The following is a 26,560-nucleotide window of genomic DNA, read 5'->3' as shown; positions in this document are numbered from 1 at the left end:
TGCCTGCTGGTGTTTGCGTCAATGCCTAAAGCCTAGGAGTTTATAGAGTCTTAGTACTGCCCCCAGACACCCGCAAGGGGCGGGCGTAAATTCACGTTTCTTCCTTCAATTGTAGCGGGCGGAATGGGAATACTTTGTTAACCAAACTGCGCCGAGCTGCCTGCGTGCACCACGCGGCGCCCGGTTCCACATGTCAAAGCAGGCTTGCGCAATACCGGCCCGACCAAAGCAAAGGGGCGGACACGACGCCCGCCCCTCCACATAGTCCTGCTCGAAGAAATCAGCCGAACATGTCGGTGGTGATACCCTCGTACCAGCCAACGCTCTCTTCATAGGTCTGCTTGCGCAGTTCGGCGTCTTCGCCGGTCTGGCTGACAAAACCGTCGGTCTTGGCGATTTTCTCGTCGGTCGCCTCGTAAGACGCACCCACCTTGACGCCGTCGTCGGTGTCGATCAGCGACCAGCAGGTGTTGGAGAACTTCGCCGGGAACACGCGGGAGCCGGTCAGCGCGCCGCGCACGGCCATGGCGGCAACTTTCGCCTGAGAATTCGCGGAGAAGCCCGACTTCGGCATGTCACCCTGGTTGGTTGCGTCGCCAAGAATGTGGATATTTTCATCCAGACGGCTCTGCATGGTGTGGCCGATGACCGGGGCCCAGTTGCCTTCGGTCAGGGCAGCCGCATCACAGATCGCGCCCGCTTTTTGTGCAGGAATGACGTTGCAGACGTCAGCCTTGACCACTTCACCGTCGATATCGACTTCCATCGTATCGGCGTTCACCGAGACGTTTTCGCCACCGAAGTCGGGGCCGATACGCTCGATCATACCGCCATAGTGCTTTTCCCAGCCCTCTTCGAAGAGCGCCTGCTTGGAGAACTTCGGCTTGGGATCCGCGATGATGATTTTCGCGGTCGGGTTGGTCTCTTTGAGCACATGCGCAACCATTGAAATCCGCTCGTACGGCCCGGGCGGGCAGCGGAACGGGTTCGGCGGGGCGACCATGACATAGGTGCCGCCTTCCGGCATGGCCATGATCTGGCGCTTGAGCAGTTCGGACTGGGTTCCGGCCTTGTAGGCATGCGGCATCTTGGTCTGGGCTGCGAGATCCCAACCGGGCACCGCGCCGTCGACAAAATCGATACCGGGGCTGATGACCAGACGATCATAAGGCACCTTACCGCCGCCAGCGAGCGCAACGGTTTTGGCGTCGCGGTCCACGCCGGTTGCCCAGTCGTGCACAACGTTGATGCCATACTCTGCTGCCAGCGTACCATAGCTGTGGCCGATGCTGGAAAGCTCGCGGAAGCCGCCGATGTACAGGTTCGAGAAGAAACAGGTGTAGTACACCCGCGTCGGCTCGATCAGGGTGACGTCGATCTCACCCTTGCTGTCCTTGGCGATGTAACGCGCAGCGGTGGCACCGCCGGCGCCGCCGCCGATCACGACGACCTTGGGTTTGCCGTGGCTGGCTGCCTGAACCATAGGCGCGGACAGCGTGGCCGCCGCTGCGGCCCCGGCACCGAGGAACCCTCTTCTGTTGAGTGTCATGTCCTGTTTCCTCCTGTCGGACTAAGTGACAAATTGCTCAGGCCGTGTCTCCCCTGGGCCCGAACGGATGCCGCGTTTTGCGGCAGGACGTCTCGCGATCCTGCACCATTAGATCACCGCTACACAATTGTTTAATTGGGATTTTCGCGATCTTGGAAGAGGCTGGATACCAGGGCGGGACGACTTTCACACAAACGCCCCGAGGCACCGAAGCCACGGGGCGTTTCATTGTTGCAATAGGACCGGGGCCCGCCGCGGTGGGCGGGATCAGACCGGCAGCGCTCCGACGGCGGCGGCGAGGGCCACCGCGGAGGCAAAAAGCAGGATTCGCGTTCGGAACGCCATCGGATTTCTCACTCAAAGGCAGCGCCCTGCCCGGTGTGTGCGCGCGGGAAAAATGACGCTGGTCTCCGGAAAACCCGTCCGGACCAGCCAAGAGCACCGGCTCTTGGCGCATCATTCCATGTTCGGCGCTGTGAGAAAACTGTGGAATACCAGACCCTTCCCTACTCGATTTCCGCAAAATAGGCGGCCAGCGCGGCGATTTCCTCGTCGCTCAGACGCCCGGCCATCAACTGCATGACGGGATGCGGCCGCAATTTCTGCTTATAGGCGTGCATGGCGACAACGAAGTCCTCGGTCGGCCAGTAGACAATCGACGGAATGCCGTCGTCTGCGCCGTCCTGCTTGTGGCAGGTCAGACATTCGGAGGCGAGGTATTCGCCATAGTCCCGATCGCCCACCATCGCGAGGATCTCCGGCGGCAGTTCCACTTCTCGCGCCGCCGCTGTTGGCGCAGATTCCGGGATGTTTTGCGGATTGTCCGAGAAGTCGCGCAGGTAGGCGACCAGATCATGCCGGTCCTGCGGGTCCTTGATCCCCCGGAATGACATGCGGGTGCCGGACACCAGCGCGCGCGGGTTCTCGATATAGGCGTCAAGATGCTCCGCATCCCAGACCATGCCATCGCTGAATGCACGTTCCATGCCCTTGGAATATTTGAAGTCCTGGAATTCACCGGCGCGGCGGCCGAAAACCCCGTTCAGATGCGGCCCGGTGCGGTGCACCGCCCCATCGCCGATCTGGTGGCAGCCGCTGCATTTCTTGAACACCTCGGCCCCGTTCGCGGGATCACCAAAAGGCGACTCCGACGCCGCGACCTGTTCGGTCTCTTCCGGTTCGGGCTCTGGTTCCGCCTTCGCAACCGGCGCGGCGGCGGCAGCGCTTTGGGCGGAGGCCAGCTGCTCTTTCAAAGCCGCGATCTCTGCAAGCTGTGCTTCGGATTGTTCTGTCAAAGCCGTCACTTCGGCGCGCAGCCCGGAGAGTTTCTCCGTCGCCGCCTCTGCGGTTTGCTCCGACGCGGCAGCCTGGCTGAGTGCGGCTGTAATCTCGGCACCGCGATAATCGCGCGCCGTCACCCCATAGGCAATACCCAGCACAAGGGCTGTACCGCCAAGAATGGGGGCGAGAACATTGAGGTTCGTCGCCAAATCTATCCCTCCCAGTGCAAACCATGCCCACGGGTTTCGCGGGCATGGTCTTGTCATTGAGCCTCTGTCGCAGCCTTACTGGCTGATCGACTGGAGATATGCGTTTACCGCATCGATGTCGCCTTGCTTGCGCAGGCCCGCAAAGGACATCCGGGTCCCCTTGATGTAGGCTTTCGGCTTGGTCAGGAAGGCAGACATGGTCTCCTCGTCCCAGACGCCGCCGTGTTCGGCCATGGCTCCAGAGTACTTGAAACCTTCGACGCCGCCAATCGCGCGACCCCAGACACCGTTCAGGTACGGGCCTGTGCCTTTGCCGCCGTCAACCTTGTGGCAGGACTTGCACTTCTTGAAGACCTTCTCACCAGCCGCAACCAGCTCAGGATCAAGACCACCTGCTGCGGCGGGTTCTTCGGCCACGGTCTCAGCCGCCGGAGCGGTCTCGGTCACCTGGGCAACCTGCTCTTCCGGAGCCGCCTCAGCCGCTTCCGTGCCCTCCTCATCGGGGGTCACGTCAAGAACTGTGGCGCGCATGGTCACCTCGACGGTGCCGTCCTTGCAGTTTTCCATGCAAGGCTCGCCGCGCCACTGGCTGTACTCCGTGGCTTCGCGGTCATCGACGATGAAGCCTCCGGCGTTCAGCATCTCCACCTCACCCCAGGTCTCCCGTGACAGTTCGAAATCGTCGTCGATCATGTCGTTGGAATAAAGGATGTAGGCCACGATGGCGTAGGTCTCATCCGCGCTGAGCGACTGGGCGTTGCCGAAGGGCATCGAGCGATGCACATAGTCCCAGACCGTGGACAGGTAGGGCCAGTAGGACCCCACTGTTTTCAAAGGGTCTTCGTCCGCGAGGGAACCTTCGCCGCCAGCCAGCTTCGGCCAGTTGTCCACGCCTTCCGCAAAGGAGCCGTGGCAGGAGGCGCAATTGTCCTCGAAGATGCCTTCGCCGTCGAATGCGTTGCCGGAGCCATCCGGCAGGCCGGTGCCGTCGGGCAGAACGTCCACATCCCAAGCCGCCAGTTCTTCGGCGTGGGCCATGCGACCGAGGGCGAAAACGAGGCCTTCGCCGGTGGTGGCGGATGCGGTGGCGGTTTCTTCCGCGGCTGGGGCAGCGCCCTCTTCATCCGGCGTGACATCGAGAACTGTGGCACGCATAGAGACTTCCACGGTGCCGTCCTTGCAGTTTTCCATGCAAGGCTCGCCGCGCCACTGGCTGTACTCCGTGGCTTCGCGGTCATCGACGATGAAGCCTCCGGCGTTCAGCATCTCCACCTCACCCCATGTGTCCCGTGACAGTTCGAAATCGTCGTCGATCATGTCGTTGGAATAAAGGATGTAGGCCACGATGGCGTAGGTCTCGTCCGCGCTGAGCGATTGCGCGTTGCCGAAGGGCATCGAGCGGTGCACGTAATCCCAGACCGTGGACAGGTAGGGCCAGTAGGACCCCACTGTTTTCAAAGGGTCTTCGTCCGCGAGGGAACCTTCGCCGCCAGCCAGTTTCGGCCAGTTGTCCACACCTTCGGCAAAGGAGCCGTGGCAGGAGGCGCAGTTGTCCTCGAAGATGCCTTCGCCGTCAAAGGCGTTGCCGGAGCCATCCGGCAGGCCGGTGCCGTCGGGCAGAACGTCCACATCCCAAGCCGCCAGTTCTTCGGCGTGGGCCGTGCGACCGAGGGCGAAAACGAGGCCTTCGCCGGTGGTGGCGGTTGCCGTTTCCATCGCGGGCGCAGGCTCTTCTTCTGCCGCAGGCGCAGCAGCAGCTGCTGCGGCCGCCTCGGCTGCGGCGGCTGCCGATGCTGCGGCTTCCGCTTCGGCGACCCTGGCGGCTTCACGCGCGTCATCGCGCGCCTTGATCGCGGCAAGCGCTTCTTCGGACAGAGGAGCAAGGGTCGGCGGGTTTTCGGGAACCTTTGACACATTGCCGTTGGCGAAGATGTAACCGCCAACCAACATCCCCCCTATCCCGAAGACCGCTCCGGCATAGAGGTTAAGAGACTTCGACATTCTCAGCCTCCCCATCGGCTTTCACATGCCATGTCTGGATGCAGTTGTTGTGATAGATCGAGTTCAGGCCGCGCACTTCACGCAACTGCGCCTTGGTCGGCTGAACATATCCGGTCTCGTCCATCGCACGGGACTGCAGCAGCATCTCTTCGCCGTTCCATGTGGTGTCGAGGTAGAAGCGCGACAGGCCCTTGTCGGTCCCGCCGTCGGACAGGCGCGCGGTTTCCCATGTCTTGCCACCGTCTTTGGAGACATCGACGCGGGTGATCTTGCCATGGCCGGACCACGCCATCCCGGTGATCACAAGCGGGCCGTGGCCGTGCTTGATCGGGGACTGCGGGCTGGGGCTGGTGACCACGGACTTGGCGTCCATGACCCAGGTCCACTTGCGCGAAGTGCCGTCTTCGAGTGTGTCCGTGTACTTCGAGGTCTCTTCGCGGCTCTCGACCGGGGCATCCATGACCTCGGCGCGGCGGAGCCACTTGACCCACATGTTGCCTTCCCAACCGGGTACGACAAGGCGCACCGGGTAGCCGTGCTCTTTGCGCAGCGCTTCGCCGTTGGCCTTGAATGCGACCAGAACGTCGTCCATCGCCTTTTCCATCGGAATGGAGCGGCCGTTGGACGAGGCGTCCGCGCCTTCGACGTAAACCCACTTGTCCTTGAAATCGCCGGCGGCGGTCAGGCCTGCCTCTTCGAGCAGGGTGCGCAGCGGCACGCCAGTGTATTCCATGTTGTGGATCATGCCGTGGGTGAACTGCGCGCCGTTGAGCTGCGCGCCTGCCCATTCCATGCCGGTGTTCGCCGCGCATTCACAGAAGTAGACGTGCTGCTCACGCGGGAAGCGTTCGAGATCGGCGTAGGTGAAGACCAGCGGCTTGTCGACCAAGCCATTGATCATCAGGCGATAATCGTCTTTTTTAAGTTCAATCGCGCCGGAGTGGTGACGCTCGAAGGCGCAACCCTGCGGGGTGATCGTGCCGTCAAGCGCGTGGATCGGCGTGAAGTTGATCGAGCTGATCGTGTCGGCGGTCAACCATTCGACGTTGCGGCGGATCACGTCTTCTTCGAACTCGATCGGCAGGCCGTAGGGCGTTGCGTCAACGCCATCGCCAAGGCCGCTGGCCCAATCCTGAACTTCGGTGATCAACGGGTCCGGACCGGCGGCGCGCGCGGTTGCGGCTGCGACTGTTCCCGCCCCAAGAGCGGCGGCTCCGGTCAGGAACTGGCGGCGCGAGGCGCCCTTGTTCTCTGTACTCATGGCTTGTCTCCTCTTGTCGTTGCGGCCTTAAAGGCCTGCAACTTCAACACTGTTGTTGGGCTCCAGCGTCACTGTTCCCAGTTTCCGAATATGGCTTTCCACCACGTCCCAGATCGGCGGTCCTTCGGTGCCTTCGTTGACCGAAGCCCAGCCCGCGACGACGTAATTCTTCGACGGATCAATGGCTTCACCCGTCTTGAGCAGGGTCATGTCGCTGATCCGCTCGCCCTGCGGCTTGCTCACGTCGCAGCGGTAGGCCATGCCGCCGATGCGGACCATGTCGCCACCCTGCTGGTAGTAGGGATCGGGGTTGAAGATGTTGTCGGCGACGTCCTCAAGGATCACCTTGATGAATTCACCGGTCATTTCAGAGCGGTACGCTTCGCCATAGCTCATGGACGTCACGTTCCAGATGTCTTCGCGGGTGATGTCGTCACCGGGGATCAGGCTCGGACCCCAACGCACGCCGGGCGACATGGCGATGTCCGCTTCACGCTCGGAAATCAGCGCGTCGCAGATCAGGTCGTCCCAGGAACCGTTGAAGTTGCCACGGCGATAGAGGAGCGTGTCGGTCTGGCCGACCACCTCTTCCAGGTCGGCCTTGTAAGGCGCGCGTTCGGCGTCGATCAAAGCGGCCATGTCCTTGTCCGGCTCGATCACGTCCGAGAAGATCGGGATCAGCTTGTGGCGGAAGCCCATCATGCGGCCGTCGCGCACGTCGAGATCGACGCGGCTGACAAACTTGCCGTTTGAACCGGAGGCGATCAGGATCGTCTCGCCGATCAGAACCGGCTCGGGCAGCGCGTCATGGGTGTGACCGGTCAGGATCACGTCGATCCCTTTGACACGGCTGGCCATTTTCTTGTCCACGTCAAAGCCGTTGTGGCTCAGGCAGACAACCAGTTCGGCCCCGGCGGCGCGCACTTCGTCGACCATTTCCTGCATGCGCTCATCGCGAATGCCAAAGGAGTATTCGGGGAACATCCAACGCGGGTTGGCGATGGGCATGTAGGGGAAGGCCTGACCGATGACGGCGATCTTGACGCCGCCGCGCTCGAAGAATTTGTACGGCGGGAAGAGATCTTCGGCGGGCTCGTCCCATTCCGCGTCAAAGATGTTCTGACCCAGCGCGGCAAAGGGCAGCCCTTCGACCAGTTCCTGCACCCGCTCAGAGCCCAGCGTGAACTCCCAGTGGAAGGTCATCGCGTCCGGCTTCAGTGCATTCATCACGTTGACCATGTCCTGGCCTTCGGTGTGATAGCAAGTGTAGGAGCCGTGCCACGTGTCACCACCGTCAAGCAGCAGCGCATCGGGGCGCGCGGCGCGGATGGAATTGACCACAGTGGCCACGCGGTCCATGCCGCCCACTTTGCCATAGGCCTGGGCGAGGGAGGAAAAATCGCCGGAGCTGAGGGCGTAATGGGTCGGGGAGCCGTCATTGATGCCGTAGAGCTTGCGGAAGTCCGCACCGGTCACATGGGGCACCGCGCCCTTGTTGCCGCCCACGCCGATGTTGATCGACGGTTCGCGGAAGTAGATCGGCTTGAGCTGCGCATGGATGTCGGTGACGTGGATGAGGCTCACGTTGCCGAAGGTGTCAAATTCCAGCAGTTGGTCCTGAGTCAGGGATTGCTGGGCAGCGAGACGCGCCCAGTTGCCGAAACCGGACGCACCAACCATGGCGGAGGCAGCCATAGACACCTGCAGAAAATCGCGTCTTGAGATCATGGGGAGGGACTTTCTTTCTCTATTCGCGACACACATGCGCATGTGTGAATAAGATGTTAACGAAAAACCCCGCGATTAGCGAAAACCGCGGGGCTTTGAGGGTGAGGTTAGTTGCGAACCGAGGGGCCTTCGACCGACAGGCCGTTGGCGCGCGATTTCACGTAGAGTTCAAGCGCGACGAACTCAGCAGAGCCGGGGCTGTAGGTTTCGGCGCGGGTGTCGCGCACGCATCCCTTGAAGCGGCTGTGCACGCCGTTCAGCTTCGCGTTCTTCAGACGGTAGGTCGGGAACCCGTTGATCTGACCCTGGCTGAGGTGGTCGGCGCGGATGTAGTTGCCGTAGTTGTCCTCGTGGCAGTTCGCGCAGGACAGTTCGAGCTGACCGGTGCGGGTGTAGTAGAGTTCCTTGCCCTCTTCCCACATGGCCTCTGCCGGGCCGTCGATGGCCACGTTCACCGGCATGCCGCGCGAATGCGAGGTGATCATCGCTTCGACGTTGATCGCCGTGCCCGCATCATACTTGTACGCTTCGGCGCCCATACGCTCTGTGCGGCAACCGTTGATCTGCATCTGCAAGGTGCGGACTTCTTCGGAGGCGTCGTTCCACTTCGGATAGGTCGCCGCGACACCCGCCATGCTGTCTGCCGGATCACCGTGACAATCGGCGCAGGCCTTGCCTTCGCTGCCTTCGGCGGTGTTCCACACATCCATGCCCTGATCGACAAAGATCATGCCCGGGTTGTCGAAGTCGTCCATCTGGAGCGCCTGGGTTTCATCCGAGCGGAAGTGCCAGCCCGACATGATTTCGTCGACGTTTTCCATATGCGCAGGCGCAGCGGTCTTGGTGACCATTTCGAGCTCTTCGTTGATGACCAGCGTGTCATCATCGGCGCCGCCCGCCATCGCCATGGGTGCCGCGAGCAGGAGCGTAACTGCCGTCAGTGCCTTGATTTTCATTTAATTCCCTCCCTAAAGACACCCTGCCCCACCTGTTCGGCGGGGCAGGATCCTGCCTCAGCCGATCTTGACGGACTTCGTCGACTCGTAAACGTCGCCGTCGTCGTCGTACCAGGTGAATTTGAAGTCACCGGCCTCGGGCACGGTTGCTTCGAATTCAAAGTACGGGTTGGTCGAAATCGCCGGCTCCAAGGTCACGTCGACAACGGACTGACCGTTGAACTCGGCGGTGAAGCGGTTGATGATCGAGCGCGGGATTACGTTGCCGCTTTTGTCCTTGCGCTGACCGGATTCCATCTTGTGAGAAATCAGGGTCTTGATGGTGATTGCTTCACCAGCAGCCGCTTTTTTCGGAACCTTCACGCGGGGTTTGACACCAGATGCCATTGTTCAGATCTCCTCGAATATGCCTTAGCCGCCGCAGCCGCCGATGGTGACCTTGACGGTCTTCGACGCGCGAGCAAAGGAACCATCGGCCAGCTTGGCGATGGCGATGACGTCCTGCGTGCCGGCAAGGCGGATGCGCGTGGACGCGGCCTGCGTTGCGGCAAGCGGGCCGAAGTTGAAAGTGGCGACGCCCGGGGTCGGGTTGCCTGCGGCGAGCAGCATGATGGCAGAGGCGCCAGCTGCTTCCACGGACACCGGCACGGTGTTGCCGTTTTCGGCGATTTCCGGCGCGGTGAGGTCAACACCCCCGTCCGCGACAGCAGCACCGCCGGTGAATTCTGCGATAACATCCTCAACCGCCGCATTCGCGCGGAACGGAAGGATCGTCATCAGCGCAGCACCGGCACCCAGTGCCAGCGTTTCGCGACGCGTAAAGTCCATCGTCTTGTCTCCTTAAAAGGTTAGTCGGTCAGCTCTCTTTGAGCGTGAGCAGGAAAGCGACCAGGTCTTCGATGTCCTGAGCCGAGAGGATCGGCGCCAGGTCGCCCTTGGGGGCTTTACCGGTGTAGCCATCACCCGGACGGATGAAGCCACTGGTCTTGTAGAAAGCCGGCATCACCGTGCCTTCGAATGTCATCTTTGCGTTGGCGACGATGCCGCGCAGTTCTTCGGCGTTGCGGTATTCACCGACACCGTCGAGCGCCGGGCCAACTTCGCCGTGGAAAGGCACGTCATCCAGCGAGGATACCGCGTGACAGGACACGCAGTTGCCCATGGATTTGGTCGTAAAGACCTTGCGACCGTTCGCTGCGTCGCCGGGCGCGCCCGACAGAGATGCCGCGACTTCGCCGTACTCGCCGTACTGGACCTCTCCCGGCGCCACTCCATCAGCGAACGCGGTCCCTGCGATCAGCGTTGCCGCCATCGTGATTGCTGTAAGCCTCATATTCCCTCCCTAGGCCTGGCTTGGCCCTTGCGGGCCGTCGCTCGAATTTGGCTGGTGTATACCGTAGGCCACCGAACCCTTCGAACGCAACAACAAATTCACAGAAGTGAATTAATGGTCCTTCTGTCGCACTTTAGTCGAAGGATCCGTTGTTCCGTTCCTGAATGCGACGCGCGTGATAACGCTGAAAATTCTCTCCGTTATCAAGCGTGTAACGTTTCTCCGCGACCCATGTGAACATGTCGAGGGTCGTCCCTTTGCCGAATGCGCCGGGCATGACCGCGACGGCAGTTTCAATGCCGGTTGCGTCCTCCGGCACCTCTTCGGGGAGGAACACGATGTTGGGTGTGAAGAGCACGTTCCACTTGCGCGCGAGGTCTTTTTCGGACAGCGATTCTCCGTCGAAATCGATCACTTCCGTGTCGCCGTAGAGGTTCACCTGCACCACGAAAAAGTGCTCTGCAATGTAGTCGCTGATGCCCGTGTCGATGAAGACTTCCTCGTGCATCTTGGTGCAGTAGATGCAGCCGCGCTGTTCGACGAAAATCGCCAGCCGCTTGCCTTCACCATTGGCCTCTTCGAGATCTTCTCGCAGATCCTTGAAGGTGTCGCGCATCCACGGCTGTTTGTGCAGCCCGTCGTCACCGATTTCTGCGGTTGCTGGCAGGGCCATCAGAAGACCCAAGGCGATGCCTGACCAGTGTTTCATGTCTCTCCTCCCATTTCGCTTAGCTAAAGGACGTCCACCCCGGGAACGTGTCGATCATCCACTGCGCAATCACGTTGACGGAGTTCGTGGCGATCAGGATGGCGAAGAGAATGAGCATCACGCCCATGACCTTCTCCACGTATTGCAATTTGCTCCGGTTGCGGGCGGTCCAGCGCAGGAACGGGCCCGAGAACAGCGCGGCAATGACAAACGGGGCAGTCATACCCACACCGTACACCAGGAGCAGCAAACCGCCACGCCAGATATCACCCATGCCGCTGGCGATCATCAGGATGGATGCGAGGGCCGGACCCACGCAGGGCGTCCAACCAAAACCGAAGGCCAGCCCCATGACGTAAGCCCCCAGAACCGAGGTGGGCTCCGCCGAGCTTTCAAGCCGCGCCTCGCGATAGAGCAGACCGATCCGAATAACCCCCAGGAAATGCAGACCAAAGACAAACAGCACCGCCGCCGCGACATAGGCCAGCGTGTCTTTCCACGCGCCAAAAGCCTGCCCGACAGCCGTCGCGCCCATGCCGAGCAGAACGAAAATGGTCGTCACACCCGCCGCAAAAAACAACGCCGATACGATAAGCCGTTTCTGCGCACCCGGCGCAATGCCCGCATCATCGCGCAGCTCCGACATCGAGATCCCGGCCATGTAGCACAAGTAAAAGGGTACCATTGGCAGGATACAGGGGGTAAAGAAGCTGAGCAGCCCGGCAAACGCCGCACCTGCAAAGGATATATCGAACACGGGGCCTCCAACCTTGATCAATTCACATATTCAGATTATGTATTGCATCAGTCAATACAGATATGGTGCGTGATGACGTTCAATGCACTCTGCCGAGCCTTGGTTTTGGGAAGCGCCGTATGGGCTTCCGCTGCCGTGGCAGATGAAATCAACCTTGTGATGGTTGAGCAGCCCGGCTGCGCCTATTGCGCTGCGTGGGACGATCAGATTGCGCCCGCCTATGGCAAGACGGAAGAAGGCCGCTTTGCGCCGCTGATCCGGGCGGATCTGCATGTTGGCCCGCCCGACGGCATCGAATACGCGCGGCGTGTCAATTTCACCCCTACGTTCATCCTGACCTCCGACGGCAAGGAAATTGCCCGTATGGAAGGGTATGTCGGGGAAGACTTCTTCTGGCCGGTTTTCGCACAGTTGCTTGAGCAGAAGACCGACTACCAACCGGCGCTGAACTGAGGACCCGAGGGACATGAGCAATGTACTTCCCGTCTTGCATGATGACCTGACCGAAGCCGAGCTTGATACGATCATCGACAAGGCGACCACGGCGTCTTCTTTTCTCAAGGCCATCAGCCACGAAGGGCGGCTGATGATCCTGTGTCATCTCGTCTCCGGTGAAAAATCCGTGACCGAACTGGAAGATCTGCTGTCCGCGCGGCAAGCCGCGGTCAGCCAGCAGCTTTCGCGTTTGCGGCTCGAAGGGCTGGTTGTGCCGCGCCGGGACGGCAAGGCGATTTACTATCGCCTCGCGGATGATCGTCCGCGCAAGATGCTTGAATGCGTTTACGAGCTGTTCTGCAAGGAAGACTAACCGCCCCCGCCTGCGCGCATTCATCACGGCAAGAATTCTTGCCTGAAAAGGCTTTGCCCCTCATAATGCGACCATGTCGGGCCGGTAAGAGGAGGGTCAGGCTTGTTTGATTTACTGTCAGAACACCACTGGGTTGCCCTGTTCGGCCTGATCGGCGGGCTGCTTCTGGGGCTTGCGGCGCGTCTGGGACGGTTCTGCACGCTCGGCGCCATTGAAGACATGCTTTATGGCGGCTCCAACGTGCGGATGCGTATGTGGGGCGTGGCCATCGGGGTTGCCATCATTGGCAGCTTTCTTCTCATGTCTACCGGTTGGCTTGTCGACAGTTCCACCTACTACCTGTCCATTCGTTGGATGCCGATGGCCTCCATCGCGGGCGGATTGGTGTTTGGCTATGGCATGGCCTTGTCTGGCAACTGCGGCTATGGCGCGGTGGCACGGCTCGGCGGCGGTGATCTGCGCAGTTTCGTGATCGTTCTGGTCATGGGGGTCGCCACCTTCGTGGCGCTGTCCGGTCCGCTTGCACCGATCCGCGAATACTTGTTCTACCAGTCGGACGTGACCCTCGGGGAAACGCCGCCCGGCATTGCCCACATTCTCAGCGGCACGCTTGGCCTGCCCATCGCGGCCATTGGCATGGCGATTGGGTTGACGGTTCTGGCCTTTGCCGCTGCCTCGAAAGAGCTGTGGAAAAAGCCGATGCAGGTGTTCTGGGCGGCAGCTGTGGGGCTTGGCGTCATTATCGGATGGGCCGGGACCGCCTGGGTCGCGCGGGAAGGCTTCGAAGCTCTGCCCGTGGTTTCGCACAGTTTTGCCGCGCCCTTGGGCGAGAGCATCATGTGGTGGATGACCGGCTCTGCCCGCCCGCTGTCCTTTGCGGTGGGCTCCATCGCCGGGGTGTGGGTTGGCGCATTCATCGGCTCGCTAATCCGGGGCCATTTCCGCTGGGAAGCCTGCGAAGACCCGCGCGAGTTGCGCCGCCAGATTCTTGGCGCGGCGCTTATGGGCGTGGGCGCTGTCACGGCGTTGGGATGTTCCGTGGGTCAGGGCCTGTCGGCGTTTTCCGTTCTGGCGCTTTCTGCGCCCGTGACGTTCCTGGCGATCTTTGTCGGGGCGGCGTTGGGTCTGCGGCAGTTGATCATGGGATTTCAACCGGCGGAATAAAGGCCACATGCGGGAACGAGGGGCCAGCCCCTCGCGCACCCCGAGGTATTTTCAGCCCAAAGAAACCGGGATCAGTCGAACTCCCGCAGCCGCGCCACGTAGCGGGCCAGGGTGTCAATTTCGAGGTTCACCCGGTCGCCGACCTGTGCATTGCCCCAGGTGGTCACTTCTTTGGTATGCGGGATGAAGTTGATGCCGAAGTCGCAGCCGTTCACCTCGTTCACCGTGAGGGACGTGCCGTTCAGGGCAACGGAGCCTTTTGGCGCGATGTAGCGGGCGAGCGCCTCCGGGGCGCGCAGGGTGACGCGGGTGCTGTCACCCTCGTCCTGCATGGCAACGATCTGTGCCACGCCGTCCACGTGGCCGGACACGATATGCCCGCCCAGCTCATCGCCCACCTTCAATGCACGTTCCAGGTTGATCCGGCGGCCGACGCTCCAGACATCGAGGTTGGTCTTTGACACGGATTCTGCGCTGATCTCCACATCGAACCAGTCATCGCCCAAAGCCACCACAGTCAGGCAGCAGCCATCGCAGGCGATCGAGGCCCCGATGTCGATCCCGGCGGTGTCATAGGCCGTGGCAATGCGCGCGCGCAGATCGCCGCGCTGCTCCAGCTCGCGGATCTCGCCCATATCGGTCACGATGCCTGTAAACATGCCAAAGCTCCTGCGTGGTCAAGCAAACCGGGCCTTAATTTCGCCGAGGTTCGCCGTTAAGAAAAAGGTCAGGGATAGGACATAGAACGCCGTCATGAGCAACGCAACCGGACAGAAACGGGTCTTTTTGTTCCTTCAGGGACCGCACGGGCCGTTCTTTAACCGGCTTGGCAAGATGCTGCGCAAGACCGGAGCGGATGTCTGGCGCGTCGGGTTCAACGCGGGCGACCGCGCGTTCTGGTTTCATCCTTCGACCTACATTCCTTTTTGCGGCACGCAGGACACGTGGCGGCAGACCTTTGTCGATCTGCTGGCGGAGAAACAGGTCACTGACATTGTTCTCTACGGTGATGTCCGACGCATCCATGCCGAAGCCGTGGAAGAGGCGAAAACACGTGGGATCATGGTGCATGTCTTTGAAGAAGGCTACATGCGCCCCTATTGGGTGACTTACGAACGCGGTGGCTCCAACGGGCATTCCCGTCTCATGACCATGAGCATCGACGAGATGAAACGCGCGCTGGAGATGTCCGATATGGAGGCCCCCCTGCCCCCGGCGCATTGGGGCGACATGCGGCAGCACATCTTCTATGGCGCGCTCTATCACTGGTTTGTCATGTTCCGGAATGGCGATTACCGGAACTTCAAACCGCATCGCTCGCTGACCGTGGTGCAAGAGTTCCTGCTCTATCTCAAACGGCTGCTTTTGATGCCCGCAACATGGCTCGACAGGGTCATTGCGACCACGCGCATTCGGCTCGGCGGCTTTCCTTATCACCTCGCGCTGATGCAGCTTGAGCACGACAGCTCGTTCCAGAAGCATTCGCCGTTCGACACGATGCCAGAGTTTCTCGAACTGGTGATCGAAGGCTTTGCCAGCGGCGCACCCGGGCATCATCACCTGGTGTTCAAGGCGCATCCTCTGGAGGACGGGCGGGTGAACGTGCGCCAGGCAATCCGGGATTTTGCTGCCAAATACGGCGTCGCGGACCGGGTGCATTACGTCCGTGGCGGCAAGCTTGCTCAGCTTCTGGTGGATGCCCGTACTGCCGTTACCGTCAATTCCACCGCTGCACAGCAAGCGCTTTGGCGCGGGATTCCGATCAAGGTCTTCGGGGATGCGGTCTATTCCAAACCGGAGTTCGTCTCGACACAGCCGCTCCCGGAGTTCTTTGCGACACCCTCGCGGCCGAACATGCACGCTTACAAGGACTACCGCCGCTATCTGCTTGAAACATCACAACTTCCCGGCGGCTTCTACTCGGCGCGCGGACGTCGACAATTGCTGCGTCAGGTGGTTGATATGATGCTTGCGCCGGACGATCCTTATGAAGCGCTCAAACGCGGGACCGCGGCTCCACGGCAACAGTTGCGCGTGGTGCATTAGGCCGGCCTGCCTCTAAACTCTGGCGTTTTTCGAGAAATGCCGGTACGTTAAAAGAAAAACCTGAGGCAGAACATAAGGTCGAGGAGACCGAGCAGTGAAATACTCCCCCTCCCGGTGGGCGAAATCTGTCGCCTTGCTGGCCGCGGTGTCCGTTCTGGCATCCTGCGGCCTGCCACGCGTTGGCCCGAACAAACGCGAAATCTTTGCAGGCTCCGTACAACGACAGGGCGATGCATTCATCGTCTCCGTCAATGACCGCGTGACGCGCGCCACGGCGGTTGTCCCGGCGCTTGGTTTTTCCGAAGCCTTCACCAATGCCGCAACGCTGGGCTCCGATACGATCCGCCCCGGCGATACGCTGGGCCTGACGGTCTGGGAAAACGTGGACGACGGGTTGCTGTCCAGCGGCCCCGCCAATGCGACCAGCCTCGAAGAGGTTCAGGTTGACGGCTCCGGTTTCATCTTTGTGCCCTACGCGGGACGCATCCGCGCTGCGGGCAACACGCCGGAACGGCTGCGCCAGATCATCACCTCCAAGCTCAATGAACAGACACCGGACCCGCAGGTGCAGGTGCGCCGTCTCGCGGGGGATGGCTCGACCGTGAGCCTGATCGGAGCGGTCGGTGGTCAAGGTGTATTTGCCATTGAACGCCCGACCCGGACGCTTTCAACCATGCTGGCCCGTGCGGGCGGCATCACCATTCAGCCGGAAATTGCGCAGGTCAAAGTGCTGCGCGGCGACCGGGCGGAAACCATCTGGTTCCAGGATCTCTACAAGCATCCCGAGTTCGACATCGCCCTTCGCGGTGGTGACCGTATTCTGGTCGAAGAAGACACCCGCGCCTTTACCGCGCTTGGCGCAACCGGCACGCAGGCCCGCGTACCGTTTGAGAGCCAGAACATCAGTGCTGTTGAGGCCATCGCACAAGTCGGCGGACTTCTGGCGTCGTCGTCGGACCCCACCGGCGTGTTCATTTTCCGCAATGAACCGGCGGAGATCGCCAACACCGTGCTTGGCCGCACGGATCTGATCGGTGCCCAGAGACTGGTTTACGTTCTGGACCTGACGCAGCCGAATGGCATGTTCATGGCCCGCGATTTTGTCGTCCGGGATCAGGACACGCTTTACGTCACCGAAGCGCCGTTCACCCAGTGGAACAAAACCATCGCCGCGTTGACCGGGACATTGGGTGCGGTCACCACAATCACGTCTGCGGCTGAAACGCTGGCCGGAACCGGCAGCAGTAGCGGCGGTTAAGCCGTTGCGAACAAGACCCGAGGGACAGGGCAACGCCGGGGGAGAAATCCCTCGGCGTCTTTTTGTCTTCACGGCGGGCTTCCTGAGGCAGAAGCGGCTACGGCGCATTCTCTCGCTGTCCGGGTTCCGCGTCTCGTTTGGCCGTCCCGGTCCGGACGATCTGATCGGCGTTTGGGGGCAATCGCCCTATGCGCATCGGGGCGAAGCTGTGGCAGCCAGGTCCGGTGCCGCGCTGGTGCGGATCGAAGACAGTTTCCTGCGATCCCTGCACCCTGGCCGCGACGGCGAGCCGCCGCTTGGCCTGCTCATTGACCAGACCGGCGTGCATTTTGATGGTCGCAGCCCGTCCGATCTGGAAAGCCTGTTGGCCACAGCGCCCCTGGACGATACGGCGCTCTTGAACCGGGCGCGCGGGGCCATGGCACGCATGCAGGCGGCGCATCTTTCGAAATACAGCGCCACGAGGCTGGATCTCGACCTGCCGGAACCGGGCTACGTTCTGGTGATTGACCAGACCGAGGGAGACGCCTCGGTCACCGCGTCAGGCGCAGACCGCAATCGCTTTCTGGAAATGCTGTTCGTCGCGCGTGAGGAAAACCCCGGCGCACGCATTCTGATCAAAACCCATCCGGAAACCACTGCGGGTCACAGGCCGGGCCATTTTCGGGACACCGACGGCAGCGGCGATGTTGCCCTTTATGATGGCGCAGCCTCGCCCTGGCAGATCCTCGAAGGCGCGACAAAGGTTTACACCGTCTCGTCTCAGATGGGGTTCGAGGCGATCCTCGCAGGACACAAGCCGCGTGTTTTTGGCCTGCCGTTCTATGCCGGATGGGGGCTGACGGAAGACGAAACCGTGATCGCGCGCCGCCAGCGCAACCTGACGCGGGCGCAGCTCTTTGCCGGGGCGATGATCCTCTACCCGCGCTGGTACGATCCCTTTCGGGACAGGGTTTGCGAGATCGAAGAGGTGCTCGGCACACTGGAAGCGCAGGCGCAGGCTTGGCGGGATGATCAGGCTGGGTGGGTGGCCAGCGGCATGCGGTTGTGGAAAAGAGACCACCTTCAGAAATTCTTTGGCAAACACAGAAAGATACGCTTCGAAAATGATGTGGATAAGGCCCAAACCATCGCGCAGGAAGACGGGCGACGACGCATGGCCTGGGCGGGCAAGGCCACGGAGGAGACCACCGTTCGTGTCGAAGATGGCTTTCTGCGCTCTCGCGGGCTTGGCGCGGAACTGATCCCGCCATTGTCGCTGGTGCTCGACCCGCAGGGGATTTATTACGATCCAGCACGTGCCTCGCGTCTGGAAGACTTGATCCGGGCACGGGCTGTGGATATCCGGCCCGACCAAATCGAACGCGCCCGCCGCCTGTTAAGCAGTATTAACGCCGCGGGCTTATCCAAATACAACCTATCCGGAGATTTACCCACATTGCCGGGCGGTAAACGCATCCTTGTTCCGGGGCAGGTTGAGGACGACGCCTCCATTCTCAAAGGCAGCCCGGAGACGCAGAGCAATGCCGCGCTACTGGCGCGTTGCCGTGCGGAGAACCCGGATGCGGTCATCCTGTGGAAGCCGCATCCCGACGTTGAGGCCGGGCTGCGCGCGGGGGCGGTTGAAGACCCGGAGCGATGGGCAGACCTCACGCTCTCGAATGCGCCGATCGCGCCCTTGCTCGAACAGGTCGATGCGATCTGGACCATGACATCGCTATCCGGTTTCGAGGCCTTGCTGCGCGGGGTCTCCGTGACGGTTCTGGGTGCCCCTTTTTATGCAGGCTGGGGCCTGACGCAGGATCTTGGCCCTGTCCCCGCGCGCCGCCTCGCAGGGCCACGCCCGGATTTGCTGGCCTTGGTCCACGCAACCTTGATCGACTACCCACGGTACCGCGACCCGATCACAGGCTTGCCCTGCCCGCCGGAAGTGATCGTTGAGCGCTTGGCCGAAGGCGCCGTTCCAACGCCGGGTCCGTTCAACCGAACCCTGTCAAAACTGCAGGGCCTGCTGGCGAGCCGGGCACACTTGTGGCGGCGTTGAGCGGCGAAACTCGCGAATTATTAACACCTTACTAATATTTGCGTGTGTCGTGCTCGAAGACTTCAAAGCAACGCGCTGAAAACCAAGTGACTTTCCGATTTTCCACCGCAGCATTGCCTTAGAGCTCGCTGCTCAGGAAACGGTCGCATCCAGTTGAGACTCCGGAATTTTTTAGAGTTCCGCAGTGCGGCGCCACACGTGGTGGATGTCTTCCCCCTCCACCGAACTATCCACAAGCGAAAATCGCGGTGCATGAGCCAGACGATCAACGCCCAAGGCTCCGATTCCGGGATGTCCTTCCGCCCCAAGCGCCATTCCGGCAGTGAAAACATGCAGCTCGTCGACCAGATCCGCAGCCAGCAAGGACGCCGCAAGCTGCCCGCCTCCTTCGCAAAACACGCGGGTCAGCCCCGCCGCGCCGAGCGCGGACATCAAGGCTGCGGGATCCACGCGGCCGCCCGTTAAACGACATGGCAGCAGTTCTGCCCCCAAGCCCCGCCACGTCTGCAACGCTTCGGAATTTGCGTTCGGGCCGTGGCAAATCCAGACCGGCACCTCTTTTGCCGTCCGCGCCAATTGCCCCATCAGCGGCAAATCGAGAAAGCGTGAAACCACCACGCGCACAGGTTGCTTGACCGCGCCAAAGCCGCGCACCGTCAAGGACGGGTCATCGGCACGGGCCGTGCCGCCGCCCACCATGACAGCGTCATGGGTGTTGCGCAGCGCATGGACGGCGCGCCGCGCCGCCGGGCCAGTGATCCATTGGCTCTCGCCCGTGGCGGTCGCGATGCGACCATCCACGCTCATCGCGAGTTTCAGCGTCACCCAAGGCCGCCCCTGTTCGGTCTTCAGAAAGAAACCATTGAGATCGTGCAACGCCTCTTCGGCGCAGACCCCGGTCTCAACCTCTACACCCGCTGCCCGCAGCATCTCGAAGCCTTGCCCGGAGACTCGGGGATCGCTGTCAGAGACGGCAGCGACAACGCGCGCAACACCGGCCTTGATCAAAGCCTCAGCACAGGGCGGCGTCTGGCCATGATGGGAACAGGGTTCCAGCGTGACATAGGCCGTTGCCCCGCGGGCCGCTTCCCCTGCCATCGACAAGGCCTCGGGTTCCGCATGGGGCCGCCCGCCCGGTTGTGTCCAGCCGCGCCCAACAACGCGGCCGTCCTTCACAATCACGCAGCCCACAGCCGGGTTGGGCCAGCATTTGCCCATCCCGCGACGGCCCAAGCCAAGGGCATGAGCCATGTGTTTCCGGTCTGTTTCGCTCACTTGTCGGTCGGTGCCGCCGGAGTGTCGGGCCGCAGTTCGGAAACGAACTTGTCGAAATCGTCAGCAGCCTGAAAGTTCTTGTAAACGCTCGCAAAACGCACATATGCCACGGTATCGATCCGGGCCAGGGTTTCCATCACGATCTCGCCGATCTGATGCGAGGAAATGTCCGTCTCACCCATGGACTCGAGCCGCCGCACAATGCCGGAAATCATCTGGTCCACGCGATCCGGCTCAAGGGGACGCTTCTGGATGGCGATCCGGATGGAGCGTTCCAGCTTGTCGCGGTCAAAGTCCTCGCGCCTGCCGTTGGACTTGATGACCACCAGATCGCGCAACTGTACGCGCTCATAGGTGGTAAACCGGCCGCCACAGGAAGGACAAAAACGACGCCTGCGAATGGCGACGTGATCTTCCGCCGGACGCGAGTCTTTTACTTGTGTGTCAATATTTCCGCAAAACGGGCAGCGCATTGGCCGTCCCCCTCGTTCTTTTTTCTGCTCTTTTTGTGCCTGATTGCGCGGTTGGTCCGCACTTATCCACAGGCACTATAGGTCAGTCCCTAGGTTTTGGGTAGAGGGCAATTCACTCCTCTAGATGCTGGGGGTGTACCGCGTGGCGAAAGAGACTCACTGCCTGCGCCAGGCTTGGTTTTCCGGGTCCCAGATAAGGCCAGCGGCCGCTTTCGCCATGGAGATTGCATCGCTCCAATCGAAAGCCACGGTTTCGGGATCACAGGTGAGGCGGGCAATCGAACGGGCGCCTTCAAAAACCTCTACACCGCCACCGACAGCGTTTGGTGCCTCCTGTACCGCAAGGCCTTTGTCGATGCTGCCGTGCACGACGTAGCTGTACCCGCCGTTTACAAAGGTTACCTCTTCCCAAATCGTCCGACCAAAACCCGGCCAAGGCGCATAGGCGATGTCTTCGGCCCGTTCCCAAAGCTCCAGCTCCGGGGCGCCGGGTTTGCCGTAGCGGTAGACCACCGCGCTGCCTTCAACGCAGACCTCTAGCCAACGGGCCTTGCCATCAATCTTGCATGACAAAAACCGCTGTTCCGGGGCGCAGTCGGCAAATGCCATGCCCGCGAGTGTGCAGAGAACCAGAGCGAGAGGTGCTTTCATGGCTGCCCTTTCGAGGGAATATGCCAGTCGCGACCGCGCCGGGTTTCGACATACTCCGGCCACGGCAGATCCACGGGGGCCGGGTAATCAGCCAAAGGTGGAATGGCCCCCTGCTCAACCCGGCGGCGCTCAAACTCCGATCGCGTGCTGCGCCGCAAATCTTCCGAGGTCAGAACCCGCAGGGCCGCACGTGCCAAAACGCGCCCCGCGCAGATCACCGTGGGATCAATCAAGGCAGGCATGCCGCCAAGCGCATTCATCGCCCAGGGCGGATACGGCCCACCGCGCAGCGCGGGCCGCGCAATGTAGAACCGCGCCGTGGGGCAGTGCCACGTCATGTCGGTATAGTCGTCGGACGTGCTGTTCGCTTGCGACGGTGGCAGATCGCGGCGCAGGATCGTTTCGGCCTCTTGCGGCGCGATAAGCTGTGTGCATTCCGGGATCAGCGGCGCAGCGCTTGCTTCCATCCCGCAAGCCTCCTGAACCTGCTTTGCCAGGGCCAGGGCCTCGTCATCCCAGACCGGCGCGCCCACTTCCTGCAGGCCCTGCCAGACCGCCGAAGCCAAAGCGTGGTTGGCCAGCCCCGGACGCGATTTGGACACCCAGTGCTTTTCCACCCGGCACCCTGTCATCTGCGCCGCATGTTCCGCCAAACGGTCAAGCTGCGCGGTAATCTGCTCTGCCATTTCCAAATCGGGCACACGGATCATGTACTGCAAATCGGCCATCAGCGCGGGCAAATTGTCTGCCGTGGCCTGCCCGGTGGACAGGATCGCCTCCGACACGGACCAGCCGCCCCGGTGCGGCAGCATGCTGTCACGCAAGGCGCGCGCATTCTGATACATCTGCATCAGCGCATCATTGGCGCCCGGAGCACGAATGTCGGAATGGGACTGCGGGATCGGCGCACCATCAGTGGCGCCCCAGCTCTGCGGTACTTCGCAGAGGAAACGGTAGACAAAAGAATACGCCGCACCACAATGGGTGTCCCAACGCACCGTGTTGCAAAGCGGCAGCATATAAAACGGGTGAAAGGACAACATCGCGTCCAGCCCGTCATAATACCCCTTCGCTGCATGGATCGGCTTCGAGCCGCGCACTTTTTCCGCAGGCTCGCCGGTCATTTGCAGCGTGCCGCGAATGTCGAGCGCTTCCATGGCCGCCTTGGTCGCCAGAAGGCCGGCCAGCGATCCCATGCCGAGCGCGGAATGTGGGTCCGTGTGGCCTGCCGCCATGAAACCAAGCCCGTCGCGCGGGGCGCGTTCCGGGCGGGCCGCCTGACAATTTCCGGGCACCGCATCATATTCGGCATAAAACCCGACGGTTGGCCCATCGCCATTGCGCCAGCGTGCGCAAAAGGCCGTCGGCATACCGCCGGAGCCTTCCTCAACGGAAAACCCCTCTTCGCGCAGCTTGGCCACGTACCATTCGGCTGAGCGATACTCGCGCCAGGCTGGCTCTGCATAGTCGAAGATCAGCGCGCACCAGTCAGACAACGCGGGAGCCAGCGCCTTGATATGCGCATCGGCAACGTTTATCGCGGCCGCCGGCATCTTAAATCCCATCCGGCATGTCATAGACCGGCTTCGTGTTTTCACCGGCCTTCAGCGCCTCTTCCCGGCGGGTCATCCAGGCGATGATCTCCTCCGGCTCGGGGTTGGTGTCTTCGATCCATTCCAGACACCACTTGGCCTCAAGCTTGAGCGCTTCCACGCTGACATTCTTGAGCGAACGCTCCGGGTCATTCCAGCGCGGGCCGCCCAGATAGACGGCGGCGAACATCATCTTGGCCTTGATCGGATCCGTGCCTGCGACCAGAAGCGCCTCATAGAACATGCGGTGCACTTCTTCCCACGGGCGGGTCTGGAAGGTCTCCAGCTGTTCATTGCCAACACCGCAATAGGCATCGTGCAGCGCCGCCGCCAGAAGATACTCGCGTGATTGCCGGTCCCCCATGAGAGGCTCCAGCAAGGTGGGGATGGACGCACCATCGGTCAGCGTTTTCGGCGGGGCGGTCCAGGTCTCGCCAAACCCGTCGACGAAGTCGATCTTGCGCGTGGTTGGCAGGAAGGCATGCTGAAACTTCTCGACAAATACCGGCGTGCCGCCCATTTCGATTGGCCCGCCGATGAAACGGCACAGCTTGCCATCCGCGCCGGGGCCCGCGCAAAGCGCGCCAGACGTCTCGACCTCGCTCAGCAGGAACTGCGGCACCGCGTAAGCCGCGACCCCGATCAGGGCAAATGCCGATACGGCCAGCATTTTTCCACTCAGCATGCGGCGCATGATGTTCCTTCCTTCGGCAGACCGCGTGAGGGTATCAAATGCGGCCCGCCCCGCAAGTCCGGGATTCCCGCCTTAGGCCAGGTGCGCCACAACTTCGCGCCGGTGCGGTGCATTGCGATGCTCGAACAGGTACACCCCCTGCCACGTACCAAGCGCCATTCGCCCGTTCTGCACCGGGATACTCAGGCTGACCGGCATCATCGCCGCCTTGATATGCGCAGGCATATCGTCCGGGCCTTCATAGGTGTGGGTCAGGTAGGACATCGACGGATCGGTGGTCGGTGGGACAAGCCGGTGGAAGAATGCCCGCAGATCCGTCTGCACCTCCGGGTCCGCATTTTCCTGAATAAGCAGGCTGGCGGAGGTGTGGCGAACAAACAGCGTCAGCAATCCGCTGCCCGCCGCCCAATCCTTGACCTGAGGCGTGAACTCGTAGAGCCCCTGCCCCTGCGTCGAGATGACAAAGGTGGTGGTCTTCACGGCAGCCCCCTGCGCGTTCGGCTTCAGAACAACCGCTTGCCTTGCTGGTCAATCATCTGCTTGGCCTTGTTCACCGAAGCCTCGACTGCCACGTCGTATTCGCGGATGAGATCGGCGCGGATCAGGCGGTGGGTCTTGGTCTCGCCGTCGACCTCTGCTTCGATGACAGCCGAAAGACGGAACTGGCCGTCTTCGTTCATCGGATCAGCCGTGATGCGAAAGCCTTCGTACTCAATTGTCTCGAGGGCGGGGGCTTTGCTGTCCCCGCCGCCGCCGAACAGTTTTTTCCAGAACGCCATCGCTTACTGATCCAGGAACGAGCGCAGCTTGCGCGAGCGGCTCGGGTGCTTGAGTTTGCGCAGCGCTTTCGCTTCGATCTGGCGGATGCGTTCGCGGGTCACGCTGAACTGCTGGCCAACCTCTTCGAGCGTGTGATCGGTGTTCATGCCGATGCCGAAGCGCATCCGTAGAACCCGCTCCTCACGCGGCGTGAGCGACGACAGAACCCGCGTGGTGGTCTCTTTCAGGTTTTCCTGAATGGCCGAGTCCAGCGGCAGAACCGCGTTCTTGTCCTCGATGAAATCGCCAAGCTGGCTGTCTTCCTCGTCGCCAATCGGCGTTTCGAGCGAGATCGGCTCCTTGGCGATCTTCATCACCTTGCGGACCTTTTCGAGCGGCATTTGCAGCTTCTCGGCCAGTTCTTCCGGCGTCGGCTCGCGGCCAATCTCGTGCAGCATCTGACGGCCCGTGCGGACCAGCTTGTTGATCGTTTCGATCATGTGCACCGGGATACGGATCGTGCGCGCCTGGTCCGCAATGGACCGGGTGATCGCCTGACGGATCCACCATGTGGCATAAGTCGAGAACTTGTAACCGCGGCGATACTCGAACTTGTCGACCGCCTTCATCAGGCCGATGTTGCCTTCCTGAATGAGATCAAGGAATTGCAGGCCGCGGTTGGTGTATTTTTTGGCGATCGAGATAACCAGACGCAGGTTCGCCTCGACCATTTCCTTCTTGGCCTGACGCGCCTCTTTCTCGCCTTTCTGAACCTGTCCGACGATGCGGCGGAATTCAGAGATGTCGAGACCGACGTACTGGCCAACCTGCGCCATGTCGGCGCGCAAGTCTTCGACCTTCTCGGTGGAGCGTTCGATGAACATCTGCCAGCCGCGTCCGGACTTCTCACCCATACGCTCAAGCCAGTTCGGGTCAAGCTCGTGACCGCGATACTCTTCGACAAACTCGCGACGGTTGATGCGCGCCTGATCGGCGAGCTTCACCATGGAGCTGTCGATGGACATGATGCGCTTGTTGATGCCGTAAAGCTGGTCAATCAGCGCTTCGATCCGGTTGTTGTGCAGGTGAAGCTCGTTCACCAGTTCAACGATCTCGCTGCGCAACTTCTGGTAGCGCGCCTCGTCCGCCTCGGAGAAGCTGTTGTCCTCGTTCAGGGTCGCCGAAATCCGGCTGTCCTGCATTTCGGCCAGTTCTTCATAGTCCTGCGCGATGCGATCCAGCGTTTCGAGCACGCGCGGCTTGAGCGCAGCTTCCATCGCGGCGAGCGACATGTTGGCCTGCTCGTCGTCATCATCGTCGTCGTCGTTGGCAATCGGGTTGCCGTCTGCGTCGAGCTCCTGCTGATCGGACTTCGCCTTCGGCGCGGCCTCAACGCCAGAGGTATCCACCACGGGCTCTTCGACATCACCGTCTTCACCCATCTGGCCGGAGAAGGTGGTTTCAAGGTCAATCACATCGCGCAGCAGAATGTCTTCGGACAGAAGTTCCTCGCGCCAGATCGTAATCGCCTGGAAGGTCAGCGGGCTTTCGCACAGCCCGAGGATCATCGTGTTGCGGCCAGCCTCGATGCGCTTGGCAATCGCGATCTCGCCTTCGCGGGAGAGCAGTTCGACGCTGCCCATCTCGCGCAGATACATGCGGACCGGATCGTCGGTGCGGTCGAGTTTTTCGGTCGCACCGGAGGAGACGGCGACTTCGCCCGCCTTCTTGGTTTCGACAAGCTCGGTCGAGCCCTTGTTCTCGTCCTCTTCCGCCTCTTCGTCGTCCTCGGTGACCTGAATGCCCATCTCGGAGAGCATCGACATCACGTCTTCGATCTGGTCGGAACTGACCTGGTCAGGGGGCAGAACGGCGTTGAGCTGATCGTAGGTGATGTAGCCGCGTTCACGGGCTTCGGCGATCATCTTCTTGACGGCGGCCTGGCTCATATCGAGGCTTACGTCCTCGTCCTGATCCTGCGGCTTGGCGTCGTCGTTGTCCTTGGCGGCCAT

Annotated in this window: 25 protein-coding genes and 2 pseudogenes; 6 read left to right on the top strand and 21 right to left on the bottom strand. The window is 61.4% G+C overall.

Going from position 1 to position 26,560, the window contains the following annotated elements; translation table 11 throughout:
• Positions 1–280 precede the first annotated feature (280 nt).
• From E4662_RS18745 to E4662_RS18695, 12 genes and pseudogenes are all read right to left on the bottom strand, one after another.
• Positions 281–1,549 (bottom strand): NAD(P)/FAD-dependent oxidoreductase, encoded by a 1,269-nt coding sequence (locus tag E4662_RS18745; RefSeq protein WP_136443137.1) that lies wholly within the window; start codon positions 1,547–1,549, stop codon positions 281–283.
• Positions 1,550–2,055: 506 nt separating this feature from the next.
• Positions 2,056–2,703 (bottom strand): annotated as a pseudogene (locus E4662_RS18740) (c-type cytochrome); the annotation flags it as partial.
• Positions 2,704–3,114: 411 nt separating this feature from the next.
• Positions 3,115–4,194: a c-type cytochrome gene (locus tag E4662_RS24350; protein ID WP_420819277.1), complete on the bottom strand. Its 1,080-nt coding sequence runs from the start codon at positions 4,192–4,194 to the stop codon at positions 3,115–3,117.
• A 186-nt stretch (positions 4,195–4,380) separates the two neighbouring features.
• Positions 4,381–4,755: pseudogene (locus tag E4662_RS24345) on the bottom strand (c-type cytochrome); the annotation flags it as partial.
• Between the two features lie 268 nt (positions 4,756–5,023).
• A complete protein-coding gene (gene soxC, locus E4662_RS18730) occupies positions 5,024–6,301 on the bottom strand; it encodes a sulfite dehydrogenase (protein ID WP_136443135.1) in 1,278 nt (425 codons plus the stop codon).
• 27 nt (positions 6,302–6,328) lie between these two features.
• A complete protein-coding gene (gene soxB, locus E4662_RS18725; RefSeq protein WP_136443134.1) occupies positions 6,329–8,029 on the bottom strand; it encodes a thiosulfohydrolase SoxB in 1,701 nt (566 codons plus the stop codon).
• A gap of 107 nt (positions 8,030–8,136) precedes the next feature.
• Positions 8,137–8,985, bottom strand: a complete 849-nt coding sequence (gene soxA, locus E4662_RS18720) for a sulfur oxidation c-type cytochrome SoxA (RefSeq protein WP_136443133.1) — start codon at positions 8,983–8,985, stop codon at positions 8,137–8,139.
• Positions 8,986–9,042: 57 nt separating this feature from the next.
• Entirely contained in the window at positions 9,043–9,372 is a 330-nt protein-coding gene (gene soxZ, locus E4662_RS18715; RefSeq protein ID WP_136443132.1) for a thiosulfate oxidation carrier complex protein SoxZ, read from the bottom strand.
• 24 nt (positions 9,373–9,396) lie between these two features.
• Entirely contained in the window at positions 9,397–9,813 is a 417-nt protein-coding gene (gene soxY / locus E4662_RS18710) for a thiosulfate oxidation carrier protein SoxY (protein WP_136443131.1), read from the bottom strand.
• A 28-nt stretch (positions 9,814–9,841) separates the two neighbouring features.
• Entirely contained in the window at positions 9,842–10,318 is a 477-nt protein-coding gene (gene soxX / locus E4662_RS18705) for a sulfur oxidation c-type cytochrome SoxX (protein WP_136443130.1), read from the bottom strand.
• A 133-nt stretch (positions 10,319–10,451) separates the two neighbouring features.
• Positions 10,452–11,027, bottom strand: a complete 576-nt coding sequence (locus E4662_RS18700) for a thioredoxin family protein (RefSeq protein ID WP_136443129.1) — start codon at positions 11,025–11,027, stop codon at positions 10,452–10,454.
• Positions 11,028–11,046: 19 nt separating this feature from the next.
• Positions 11,047–11,784: a cytochrome c biogenesis CcdA family protein gene (locus E4662_RS18695; protein WP_136443128.1), complete on the bottom strand. Its 738-nt coding sequence runs from the start codon at positions 11,782–11,784 to the stop codon at positions 11,047–11,049.
• Between the two features lie 135 nt (positions 11,785–11,919).
• Between E4662_RS18695 and E4662_RS18690 the strand changes: the two genes are divergently transcribed.
• The 3 genes from E4662_RS18690 (at position 11,920) to E4662_RS18680 (ending at position 13,756) form a co-directional block, all read left to right on the top strand.
• A complete protein-coding gene (locus E4662_RS18690) occupies positions 11,920–12,237 on the top strand; it encodes a thioredoxin family protein (protein WP_420819275.1) in 318 nt (105 codons plus the stop codon).
• Between the two features lie 13 nt (positions 12,238–12,250).
• Positions 12,251–12,592: an ArsR/SmtB family transcription factor gene (locus tag E4662_RS18685; protein ID WP_136443126.1), complete on the top strand. Its 342-nt coding sequence runs from the start codon at positions 12,251–12,253 to the stop codon at positions 12,590–12,592.
• A 102-nt stretch (positions 12,593–12,694) separates the two neighbouring features.
• Positions 12,695–13,756: a YeeE/YedE family protein gene (locus E4662_RS18680; RefSeq protein ID WP_136443125.1), complete on the top strand. Its 1,062-nt coding sequence runs from the start codon at positions 12,695–12,697 to the stop codon at positions 13,754–13,756.
• A 71-nt stretch (positions 13,757–13,827) separates the two neighbouring features.
• Here E4662_RS18680 and E4662_RS18675 read toward each other — a convergent pair whose 3' ends face one another.
• Positions 13,828–14,415 carry a riboflavin synthase gene (locus E4662_RS18675; protein ID WP_136443124.1) on the bottom strand — a complete coding sequence of 196 codons (588 nt, stop codon included), beginning with the start codon at positions 14,413–14,415 and terminating at the stop codon, positions 13,828–13,830.
• 94 nt (positions 14,416–14,509) lie between these two features.
• Between E4662_RS18675 and E4662_RS18670 the strand changes: the two genes are divergently transcribed.
• The 3 genes from E4662_RS18670 to E4662_RS18660 all read left to right on the top strand — a co-directional run bounded on the left by E4662_RS18670 (position 14,510) and on the right by E4662_RS18660 (position 19,104).
• Complete coding sequence (locus tag E4662_RS18670) at positions 14,510–15,802, top strand: capsule biosynthesis protein (protein WP_136443123.1); 1,293 nt, start codon at positions 14,510–14,512, stop codon at positions 15,800–15,802.
• A 94-nt stretch (positions 15,803–15,896) separates the two neighbouring features.
• Positions 15,897–17,060 (top strand): polysaccharide biosynthesis/export family protein, encoded by a 1,164-nt coding sequence (locus E4662_RS18665; RefSeq protein WP_136443122.1) that lies wholly within the window; start codon positions 15,897–15,899, stop codon positions 17,058–17,060.
• A 4-nt stretch (positions 17,061–17,064) separates the two neighbouring features.
• A complete protein-coding gene (locus E4662_RS18660) occupies positions 17,065–19,104 on the top strand; it encodes a capsular polysaccharide biosynthesis protein (protein WP_136443121.1) in 2,040 nt (679 codons plus the stop codon).
• Positions 19,105–19,275: 171 nt separating this feature from the next.
• On the opposite strand, the gene ribD is transcribed toward E4662_RS18660, so the two are convergent.
• From ribD to rpoD, 8 genes are all read right to left on the bottom strand, one after another.
• Positions 19,276–20,379 (bottom strand): bifunctional diaminohydroxyphosphoribosylaminopyrimidine deaminase/5-amino-6-(5-phosphoribosylamino)uracil reductase RibD, encoded by a 1,104-nt coding sequence (gene ribD / locus E4662_RS18655; RefSeq protein WP_136443120.1) that lies wholly within the window; start codon positions 20,377–20,379, stop codon positions 19,276–19,278.
• Complete coding sequence (nrdR, locus tag E4662_RS18650) at positions 20,376–20,852, bottom strand: transcriptional regulator NrdR (RefSeq protein ID WP_136443119.1); 477 nt, start codon at positions 20,850–20,852, stop codon at positions 20,376–20,378. The genes ribD and nrdR overlap by 4 nt, the downstream gene beginning before the upstream one ends.
• 156 nt (positions 20,853–21,008) lie before the next feature.
• Positions 21,009–21,503 (bottom strand): hypothetical protein, encoded by a 495-nt coding sequence (locus E4662_RS18645; RefSeq protein WP_136443118.1) that lies wholly within the window; start codon positions 21,501–21,503, stop codon positions 21,009–21,011.
• A complete protein-coding gene (locus E4662_RS18640; protein ID WP_240705244.1) occupies positions 21,500–23,068 on the bottom strand; it encodes a zinc-binding metallopeptidase family protein in 1,569 nt (522 codons plus the stop codon). Before E4662_RS18640 ends, E4662_RS18645 begins: the two co-directional genes overlap by 4 nt.
• Positions 23,058–23,789, bottom strand: coding sequence for a DUF1353 domain-containing protein (locus E4662_RS18635; RefSeq protein ID WP_136443117.1), 732 nt, complete (start codon positions 23,787–23,789; stop codon positions 23,058–23,060). The genes E4662_RS18640 and E4662_RS18635 overlap by 11 nt, the downstream gene beginning before the upstream one ends.
• A gap of 72 nt (positions 23,790–23,861) precedes the next feature.
• Positions 23,862–24,269 carry a secondary thiamine-phosphate synthase enzyme YjbQ gene (locus tag E4662_RS18630; protein WP_136443116.1) on the bottom strand — a complete coding sequence of 136 codons (408 nt, stop codon included), beginning with the start codon at positions 24,267–24,269 and terminating at the stop codon, positions 23,862–23,864.
• 23 nt (positions 24,270–24,292) lie between these two features.
• Positions 24,293–24,568, bottom strand: a complete 276-nt coding sequence (locus tag E4662_RS18625) for an HlyU family transcriptional regulator (RefSeq protein ID WP_136443115.1) — start codon at positions 24,566–24,568, stop codon at positions 24,293–24,295.
• A 3-nt stretch (positions 24,569–24,571) separates the two neighbouring features.
• The gene (rpoD, locus tag E4662_RS18620) at positions 24,572–26,560 is read right to left on the bottom strand and encodes an RNA polymerase sigma factor RpoD (protein WP_136443114.1); all 1,989 of its coding nucleotides are present in this window, start codon (positions 26,558–26,560) and stop codon (positions 24,572–24,574) included.

This window comes from Pacificoceanicola onchidii, assembly GCF_004804335.1.
In the GTDB taxonomy this organism is placed as follows: Bacteria; Pseudomonadota; Alphaproteobacteria; order Rhodobacterales; family Rhodobacteraceae; genus Pacificoceanicola; species Pacificoceanicola onchidii.
The sequence above is the reverse complement of the archived record's forward strand: the minus strand, read 5'-3'. Positions and strand labels throughout refer to the sequence as shown.

What these genes read in the sequence shown, in the direction of transcription:
- E4662_RS18745 (WP_136443137.1), bottom strand. Translation starts at nt 1,549, where the DNA reads ATGACACTCAACAGAAGAGGGTTCCTCGGTGCCGGGGCCGCAGCGGCG.
- E4662_RS24350 (WP_420819277.1), bottom strand. Translation starts at nt 4,194, where the DNA reads ATGCGTGCCACAGTTCTCGATGTCACGCCGGATGAAGAGGGCGCTGCC.
- soxC (WP_136443135.1), bottom strand. Translation starts at nt 6,301, where the DNA reads ATGAGTACAGAGAACAAGGGCGCCTCGCGCCGCCAGTTCCTGACCGGA.
- soxB (WP_136443134.1), bottom strand. Translation starts at nt 8,029, where the DNA reads ATGATCTCAAGACGCGATTTTCTGCAGGTGTCTATGGCTGCCTCCGCC.
- soxA (WP_136443133.1), bottom strand. Translation starts at nt 8,985, where the DNA reads ATGAAAATCAAGGCACTGACGGCAGTTACGCTCCTGCTCGCGGCACCC.
- soxZ (WP_136443132.1), bottom strand. Translation starts at nt 9,372, where the DNA reads ATGGCATCTGGTGTCAAACCCCGCGTGAAGGTTCCGAAAAAAGCGGCT.
- soxY (WP_136443131.1), bottom strand. Translation starts at nt 9,813, where the DNA reads ATGGACTTTACGCGTCGCGAAACGCTGGCACTGGGTGCCGGTGCTGCG.
- soxX (WP_136443130.1), bottom strand. Translation starts at nt 10,318, where the DNA reads ATGAGGCTTACAGCAATCACGATGGCGGCAACGCTGATCGCAGGGACC.
- E4662_RS18700 (WP_136443129.1), bottom strand. Translation starts at nt 11,027, where the DNA reads ATGAAACACTGGTCAGGCATCGCCTTGGGTCTTCTGATGGCCCTGCCA.
- E4662_RS18685 (WP_136443126.1), top strand. Translation starts at nt 12,251, where the DNA reads ATGAGCAATGTACTTCCCGTCTTGCATGATGACCTGACCGAAGCCGAG.
- E4662_RS18675 (WP_136443124.1), bottom strand. Translation starts at nt 14,415, where the DNA reads ATGTTTACAGGCATCGTGACCGATATGGGCGAGATCCGCGAGCTGGAG.
- E4662_RS18670 (WP_136443123.1), top strand. Translation starts at nt 14,510, where the DNA reads ATGAGCAACGCAACCGGACAGAAACGGGTCTTTTTGTTCCTTCAGGGA.
- nrdR (WP_136443119.1), bottom strand. Translation starts at nt 20,852, where the DNA reads ATGCGCTGCCCGTTTTGCGGAAATATTGACACACAAGTAAAAGACTCG.
- E4662_RS18645 (WP_136443118.1), bottom strand. Translation starts at nt 21,503, where the DNA reads ATGAAAGCACCTCTCGCTCTGGTTCTCTGCACACTCGCGGGCATGGCA.
- E4662_RS18640 (WP_240705244.1), bottom strand. Translation starts at nt 23,068, where the DNA reads ATGGGATTTAAGATGCCGGCGGCCGCGATAAACGTTGCCGATGCGCAT.
- E4662_RS18635 (WP_136443117.1), bottom strand. Translation starts at nt 23,789, where the DNA reads ATGCGCCGCATGCTGAGTGGAAAAATGCTGGCCGTATCGGCATTTGCC.
- E4662_RS18625 (WP_136443115.1), bottom strand. Translation starts at nt 24,568, where the DNA reads ATGGCGTTCTGGAAAAAACTGTTCGGCGGCGGCGGGGACAGCAAAGCC.
- rpoD (WP_136443114.1), bottom strand. Translation starts at nt 26,560, where the DNA reads ATGGCCGCCAAGGACAACGACGACGCCAAGCCGCAGGATCAGGACGAG.